Consider the following 6,381-nt stretch of genomic DNA (forward strand, 5'->3'; position numbering starts at 1 on the left):
GTCGATATTGAGCTTGCCCTCCATGTACCAGTCGACGATCTTCGGCACGTCGGTGCGGCCGCGCGCGCCGCCGAAAGCGGACCCCTTCCACACCCGGCCCGTCACCAGCTGGAACGGACGGGTGGAGATTTCCTGCCCGACCGCCGCCACGCCGATGACGATGGACTGGCCCCAGCCCTTGTGGCAGCATTCCAGCGCCTGGCGCATGGTGGTGGTGTTGCCGATGCACTCGAAGGAGTAATCGGCGCCGCCGTCGGTCAGCTGAACGATGGCGTCGACCACGTTCTCGACCTGGGTCGGATTGATGAAGTGCGTCATGCCGAATTTGCGCGCCATCTCCTGGCGCGCCGGGTTGATGTCGACGCCGATGATCTTGTCGGCGCCGACCATCTTGGCGGCCTGGATCACATTGAGGCCGATGCCGCCGAGGCCGAACACGACGACGTTGGCGCCCGCCTCCACCTTGGCCGTGAACAGCACGGCGCCGACGCCGGTGGTGACGCCGCAACCGATGTAGCAAACTTTATCGAAGGGCGCGTCTTCGCGGATCTTGGCCAGCGCGATTTCCGGCACCACGATGTAGTTGGAAAAGGTGGACGTGCCCATGTAGTGGTATATCGGCTTGCCGTCGATGGAGAAGCGGCTGGTCGCGTCGGGCATCAGGCCGCGGCCCTGGGTCGAGCGGATCGACTGGCACAGGTTGGTCTTTTGCGACAGGCAGAATTTGCACTGGCGGCATTCCGGCGTGTACAGCGGGATCACGTGGTCGTCTTTTTTCAGGCTCTTGACGCCGGGGCCGACGTCGACCACCACGCCGGCGCCCTCGTGGCCGAGGATGGACGGGAAGATCCCTTCGGGATCGGCGCCCGACAGCGTGTAGTAGTCGGTGTGGCAGATGCCGGTGGCCTTGATTTCGACCAGCACCTCGCCCTCGCGCGGGCCGCCCAGTTCAACTTCTTCGATCGTCAGCGGCTGGCCCGCCTTCCATGCAATGGCTGCTTTGGTTTTCATGTGTCTGTCCTGTGGCTGCGTTGTTCGGGAGTCCGGTGCGGCGGCGATGGTCACGCCCGCGCCGGTCCGACATCATAGCAAGCCGGGACCGTCATGGATACCGGCGCCGGCGGCGCCCAGGCTCAGGCTCAGCTCAGGCCTCGGCCGGTCCGCCCATGCCCAGCAACTGCGACACGGTGCGCCACAGCTGACGCGGCGAGGTCCACGGCTTGGGCAGGAAGGCGCTGGCCTGGGCGCGGTCGGCCGGTTCGCGCGCCGAATACAGCAGCACCGGCGTGGCGCTGTCGGCCTGCTTGAGCGCCGCGATCAGGGCCGCGCCGTCGCCGTCGGGCAGGTCGGGGTCGAGCACCACCAGCGCGTAGCGCTCGTGCGCGATGGCGCGCCGCGCGGCGGCCAGCGTGCGCACGTGGGTGACCTGGGTTTCCGGCACCAGCAGCGTGGCCAGCACCAGCGCGGTATCGCCGTCGCCGTCGACATGCAGCACGCGCGGCGCCGAGCGCACCGCCAGCAGCGCGGCCGAGACGCCGGCCTCGATTTGCGCGTGCAGTTCCTGGAGCGTGGCGCGCGGCGCGCGGCCGGCGCCGCCGGCGCTGCCGATGTCGCCGCCGTGGTCTGGATCTTGTATCTTCATGTCGGTACTCCGCGCGAATGGTTGAAATCGCAAACATCCGCTATCGGCGAGGCGACGCGTGCGCAACAGCGCGCGGCGCAACCGGCTGGCAGGATGATGGTCGGCGGAGCTGGGCCGAAGGTGGATGCTGGCCGCAGGGGGCGGGCGGCCAAGGGATAGTACGGGGCGGGTGCTGCGGCGCTGGCGTACCGCTGCGGCGGGAAGGATGGCTTCCGTCTTCAGCTGAGCTCAGTGTACATGCTAATGGGCAATAAAACAAACCGCGCTTTGTATCAACTACAGCGCGCGGCCGGCGTTTATTTTTTCAGGCGGGCGTTGAAGGCGCCGTGCAGCAGGTTCAGGGTTTCCTCCGCCGTCAGCAGCTGGTCGGCGATTTCATTGACCTTGCGGCGGTTGGAGCGGGCGTGGTCGCGCAGCACCTCGAAGGCGGTGTTGCGGTCGGTCTGGAATTTCCCCATCAGCAGGCCGACGGCCAGGCTGGTCTCGCGGCCGGCGGCCAGCGCCGCGTTCAGATTCAACTCGGTGCGGCGCAGCTGGCGGATTTCGTCGGCGCGCGCCAGGCCCGCCTCGAACGCCGGCATCAGGTGTTTTTCATCGACCGGCTTGACGACGAAGCCGACCGCGCCGAACGAGGCGGCCTGCTTGCCGGCGTCGCTGTCGCCGCGGCCGGACAGGAACATGAACGGCACCGACGTCTGGCTGTGCAGCTGCTTGGCCAGGTCCAGGCCCGACATGCCGGGCATGTGGATGTCGAGCAGCGCCAGGTCCGGCTCGCGCTGGCCTATCAGTTCCAGCGCCTGTTCGGAGGAGGAAGCCTGCGCGGTGTCGTAGCCGGCGTGGCGCAGCACCTCGCTGAGGAAGTCGAGCAGCAGCAGGTCGTCGTCGACGATCAGGATGTAGCGCTTGGTGGCGACGGCGGCGGCGGAGGAGGCGGTATTCGGCATGTGCGACAACCTTAAACGAAAGTCAACGGCACATTATAAAACGGATTGCGGCCCGCTTCAGGCGATTTCTGCGCCATCGTACAGGGCGCGGAATTCGGCCACCGCCGCCGCCGCGTCGGCGGCCAGGTAAACGCTGCTGATGGCCGCCACCAGCGCCGCGCCGCGCGCCACCAGCGGCCGCGCGTTCCCGGGCGTCATGCCGCCGATGACCACGCGCGGCAGCGTGATGACGGCGCCCGCGCGGTCGACAATGTCGGCCTGCGTCGTCACCGCGTACTGCTTCACGCGCGAGGGATAGAAGCCGCCGAAGGCCGCATAACTGGCGCCGGCGGCCTGCGCGTCGATAGCACGCTGCATGTCACCGTAGCAGGAGGCGCCGACGATCTTGTCCGGCCCGAGCGCGACGCGGACCTGCGCCACCGTCGCGTCGGTGCCGCCGACGTGGACGCCGTCGGCGCCCAGCAGCAGGCACAGGTCGGCGTGGTCGTTGACGATGAAGGGCACCGAATAACGGCGGCACAGCGCCAGCAGCGCGCCGCCCTGCTCCTCGCGTTGCGCCACGCCGGCCGTCTTGTGGCGGTATTGCAGCAGCGCGACGCCGGCTTGCAGCGCCTGTTCCGTCACGTCCAGCAGGCGGGCGGTGTCGTCCCAGTTCGGGGTGAGCAGATAAAGTCCTCGCATGATGTTCTTTCTAAAAGGGGGATGAAGGTGGCCGGCGCCGTCCTTGCGGGCGATGGACGGCCGGCGCCGCCGCGCATGTCAGCGCCGCGGGATGCGCTGGCCGGCGCCGATGGCATACGACGCGTGCAGCGCGCGGTCGCAATAGCGCTGCGCCAGCGCCAGGGCCTGCGCCATCGGCAGACCTTGCGCCAGCAGGGCCGCGGCGGCGGCGGCCAGCGTGCAGCCGCTGCCGTGGAAGCCGCCGTCGAGGCGCGGCCAGCGCCACTGGCGGTCGTCGCCGGGGCCGAACCAGTGGTTGACGATGACGTCGCCGTCGCCATGGCCGCCGGTGATGAGCACATGGCGGCAGCCGCGTTCGCGCAGCGCGCGCGCCTGCGCGGCCGCGTCGTCGAGGCCCGTCAGCGCCCGGGCTTCGGGGCCGTTCGGCAGAATCAGCGTCGCCAGCGGCAGCAACGGCGCCAGCGCCTGTATGGCGTCGTCGCGCGACAGCGGATCACCATGACCGCTGGCCAGCATCGGGTCGAGCACCACCGGCAGCTCCGGCTGGCGCAGCCGCAGCTGCGCGACCAGGCCCGCGATGGCGCCGGCGTTGGCGGCGCTGCCGGGGATGCCGATCTTGACGGCGGCGATGTGGATGGTGGCGATCAGCGCCTGCGCCTGGCGCAGCACGAACGCGCTGTCGACCGGCTGCACGGCGTGGACGCGGTCGTTGTCCTGTGCCGTCAGCGCGGTGACGACGGTCAGCGCATGCGCGCCCTGCGCCGCGATGGCTTGCAGATCGGCCGCGATGCCGGCGCCGCCGGAGGGATCGACGCCGGCGAACACCAACACCGACGGCCGCAGCGCGAGGCCGGCACGGTCCGCGCCATCGCCACGGTCGCGGTGCGCGTCGGCGCCGCTCATGCGACGCGGCCGGCCATCGGCGAGGACGGCGACGCCGCGTGGCGCTTCGGGATGCGACCGGCCAGATATGCCTCGCGCCCCGCCTGCACGGCCAGCCGCATGGCGCGCGCCATGCGCAGCGGATCGCGCGCGCCGGCGATGGCGCTGTTCATCAACACGCCGTCGCAGCCGAGTTCCATCGCGATGGCCGCGTCGGACGCGGTGCCGACGCCGGCGTCGACCAGCACCGGCACCGTGGCCTGCTCGATAATCAGCGACAAATTCCACGGATTGACGATGCCCATGCCGGAGCCGATCAGCGACGCCAGCGGCATCACGGCGACGCAGCCGATTTGTTCGAGCAGCCTGGCCTGGATCGGATCGTCGCTGCAATAGACCATCACGTCGAAGCCGTCGCGCACCAGCGCCTCGGCGGCGATCAGCGTTTCCGGCATGTGCGGGAACAGCGATTTTTCATCGCCCAGCACTTCGAGCTTGACCAGTTTCTGGCCGTTCAGCAGTTCGCGCGCCATTTGCAGGGTGTAGATCGCGTCCCTGGCGTTGTAGCAGCCGGCCGTGTTGGGCAGGATGGTGTAGTGCGACGGCGGCAGCACGTCGAGCAGGCTGGGGGCCGCCGGGTCCTGGCCGATGTTGACGCGGCGGATCGCCACCGTGACGATTTCCGCGCCGGCGGCGTCGGTGGCCGCGCGCGTCTGCGCCAGGTCCCGGTACTTGCCGCTGCCGACCAGCAGGCGCGATTGATAGGTTTTGCCTGCGATGGTGAGCAGGTCCGGTGTGTGCTGTGTCATTTCATTCCCTTGGTTTGAGGTTGGTGCGGCTCAGCCGCCGCCGATGGCGCGCACGATGTCCACTTTGTCCTGCGCTTGCAGCACGTGCCGCGGCCATTGCTGGCGCGGCACCACGGTGCGGTTGACGGCCAGCGCCAGCGCCTGTCCGCGCAGCGACAGCGCGGCGACCAAGTCGTCCAGCGTGTGCAGCGCCGGCACGCGATGCGCCTGGCCATTGAGTTCGATGTCTATCATGGCCGGCCTCACAGCTTGCGATACAGCTCGGCGCCGTTCTTGACGAACTCGATCGCCTTGACCTGCATGCCCTGCTCCAGCGCGGCGCCGTCGCTCACGCCATGCTGCGCCGCGTACTCGCGCACTTCCTGCGTGATCTTCATCGAACAGAAATGCGGCCCGCACATCGAACAGAAATGCGCGACCTTGGCCGAGTCCTTCGGCAGCGTCTCGTCGTGGAATTCGCGCGCCTTGTCGGGATCGAGGCCGAGGTTGAACTGGTCGTCCCAGCGGAATTCGAAGCGCGCCTTGGACAGCGCGTTGTCGCGGATCTGCGCGCCCGGATGGCCCTTGGCCAGGTCGGCCGCGTGGGCCGCGATCTTGTACGTGATGATGCCGTCCTTGACGTCGCCCTTGTCCGGCAGGCCCAGATGTTCTTTCGGCGTCACGTAGCACAGCATGGCCGTGCCGTACCAGCCGATCAGCGCCGCGCCTATGCCGGAGGTGATGTGGTCGTAGCCGGGCGCGATGTCGGTCGTCAGTGGCCCCAGCGTGTAGAACGGCGCTTCGCCGCACTGCTCCAGCTGCAGCTCCATATTCTCTTTAATCAGCTGCATCGGCACGTGGCCCGGTCCCTCTATCATCACCTGCACGTCGTGCTGCCACGCGATTTGCGTCAGCTCGCCCAGCGTTTTCAGTTCGCCCAGCTGGGCCTCGTCGTTGGCGTCGTAAATGGAGCCGGGCCGCAGGCCGTCGCCCAGCGAGAACGACACATCGTAGGCTTTCATGATTTTGCAGATGTCTTCGAAGTGCGTGTACAGGAACGATTCCTTGTGATGCGCCAGGCACCACTTGGCCATGATGGAGCCGCCGCGCGAGACGATGCCGGTCAGGCGCTTGGCCGTCAGCGGCACGTAGCGCAGCAGCACGCCGGCGTGGATGGTGAAGTAGTCGACGCCCTGCTCGGCCTGTTCGATCAGCGTGTCGCGGTAGATTTCCCACGTCAGGTCCTCGGCCTTGCCGTTGACCTTTTCCAGCGCCTGGTAAATCGGGACTGTACCGATCGGTACAGGACTGTTACGGATGATCCATTCGCGCGTCTCGTGGATATGCTTGCCGGTCGACAGATCCATGACGTTGTCGCCGCCCCAGCGTATGGCCCACGTCATCTTCTCGACCTCCTCGCCGGCGTGCTGCTGCGCTACGTGCC

Annotated in this window: 8 protein-coding genes; all 8 read right to left on the reverse strand. The window is 68.1% G+C overall.

From position 1 onward, the window contains the following. Positions 1 to 1,011, reverse strand: a 1,011-nt coding sequence (locus Q0S71_RS11810) for an S-(hydroxymethyl)glutathione dehydrogenase/class III alcohol dehydrogenase (RefSeq protein WP_295995414.1), incomplete at its 3' end; no start/stop codon positions are given. Between the two features lie 133 nt (positions 1,012 to 1,144). Then, a complete protein-coding gene (locus tag Q0S71_RS11815; RefSeq protein WP_295995416.1) occupies positions 1,145 to 1,642 on the reverse strand; it encodes a response regulator in 498 nt (165 codons plus the stop codon). A gap of 296 nt (positions 1,643 to 1,938) precedes the next feature. Continuing rightward, positions 1,939 to 2,586, reverse strand: a complete 648-nt coding sequence (locus Q0S71_RS11820) for a response regulator (RefSeq protein WP_295995421.1) — start codon at positions 2,584 to 2,586, stop codon at positions 1,939 to 1,941. A gap of 57 nt (positions 2,587 to 2,643) precedes the next feature. Beyond that, the gene (gene thiE, locus Q0S71_RS11825; protein WP_295995425.1) at positions 2,644 to 3,267 is read right to left on the reverse strand and encodes a thiamine phosphate synthase; all 624 of its coding nucleotides are present in this window, start codon (positions 3,265 to 3,267) and stop codon (positions 2,644 to 2,646) included. A gap of 78 nt (positions 3,268 to 3,345) precedes the next feature. Continuing rightward, a complete protein-coding gene (locus tag Q0S71_RS11830; protein WP_295995428.1) occupies positions 3,346 to 4,170 on the reverse strand; it encodes a hydroxymethylpyrimidine/phosphomethylpyrimidine kinase in 825 nt (274 codons plus the stop codon). After that, positions 4,167 to 4,958: a thiazole synthase gene (locus Q0S71_RS11835; RefSeq protein ID WP_295995431.1), complete on the reverse strand. Its 792-nt coding sequence runs from the start codon at positions 4,956 to 4,958 to the stop codon at positions 4,167 to 4,169. Before Q0S71_RS11835 ends, Q0S71_RS11830 begins: the two co-directional genes overlap by 4 nt. Before the next feature lie 30 nt (positions 4,959 to 4,988). Then, positions 4,989 to 5,192, reverse strand: a complete 204-nt coding sequence (gene thiS / locus Q0S71_RS11840; protein ID WP_295995435.1) for a sulfur carrier protein ThiS — start codon at positions 5,190 to 5,192, stop codon at positions 4,989 to 4,991. An 8-nt stretch (positions 5,193 to 5,200) separates the two neighbouring features. Next, positions 5,201 to 6,381 (reverse strand): phosphomethylpyrimidine synthase ThiC (gene thiC, locus Q0S71_RS11845; RefSeq protein WP_295995438.1); only part of this gene is annotated, 1,181 nt, incomplete at its 5' end.

Origin of the sequence: Rugamonas sp. (assembly GCF_025354735.1) — a bacterium.
Lineage (GTDB): Bacteria > Pseudomonadota > Gammaproteobacteria > Burkholderiales > Burkholderiaceae_D > Rugamonas.

Coding starts and splice junctions, on each gene's coding strand:
- thiS (WP_295995435.1), bottom strand. CDS start 5,192: ATGATAGACATCGAACTCAATGGCCAGGCGCATCGCGTGCCGGCGCTG.
- Q0S71_RS11835 (WP_295995431.1), bottom strand. CDS start 4,958: ATGACACAGCACACACCGGACCTGCTCACCATCGCAGGCAAAACCTAT.
- Q0S71_RS11820 (WP_295995421.1), bottom strand. CDS start 2,586: ATGCCGAATACCGCCTCCTCCGCCGCCGCCGTCGCCACCAAGCGCTAC.
- Q0S71_RS11830 (WP_295995428.1), bottom strand. CDS start 4,170: ATGAGCGGCGCCGACGCGCACCGCGACCGTGGCGATGGCGCGGACCGT.
- Q0S71_RS11815 (WP_295995416.1), bottom strand. CDS start 1,642: ATGAAGATACAAGATCCAGACCACGGCGGCGACATCGGCAGCGCCGGC.
- thiE (WP_295995425.1), bottom strand. CDS start 3,267: ATGCGAGGACTTTATCTGCTCACCCCGAACTGGGACGACACCGCCCGC.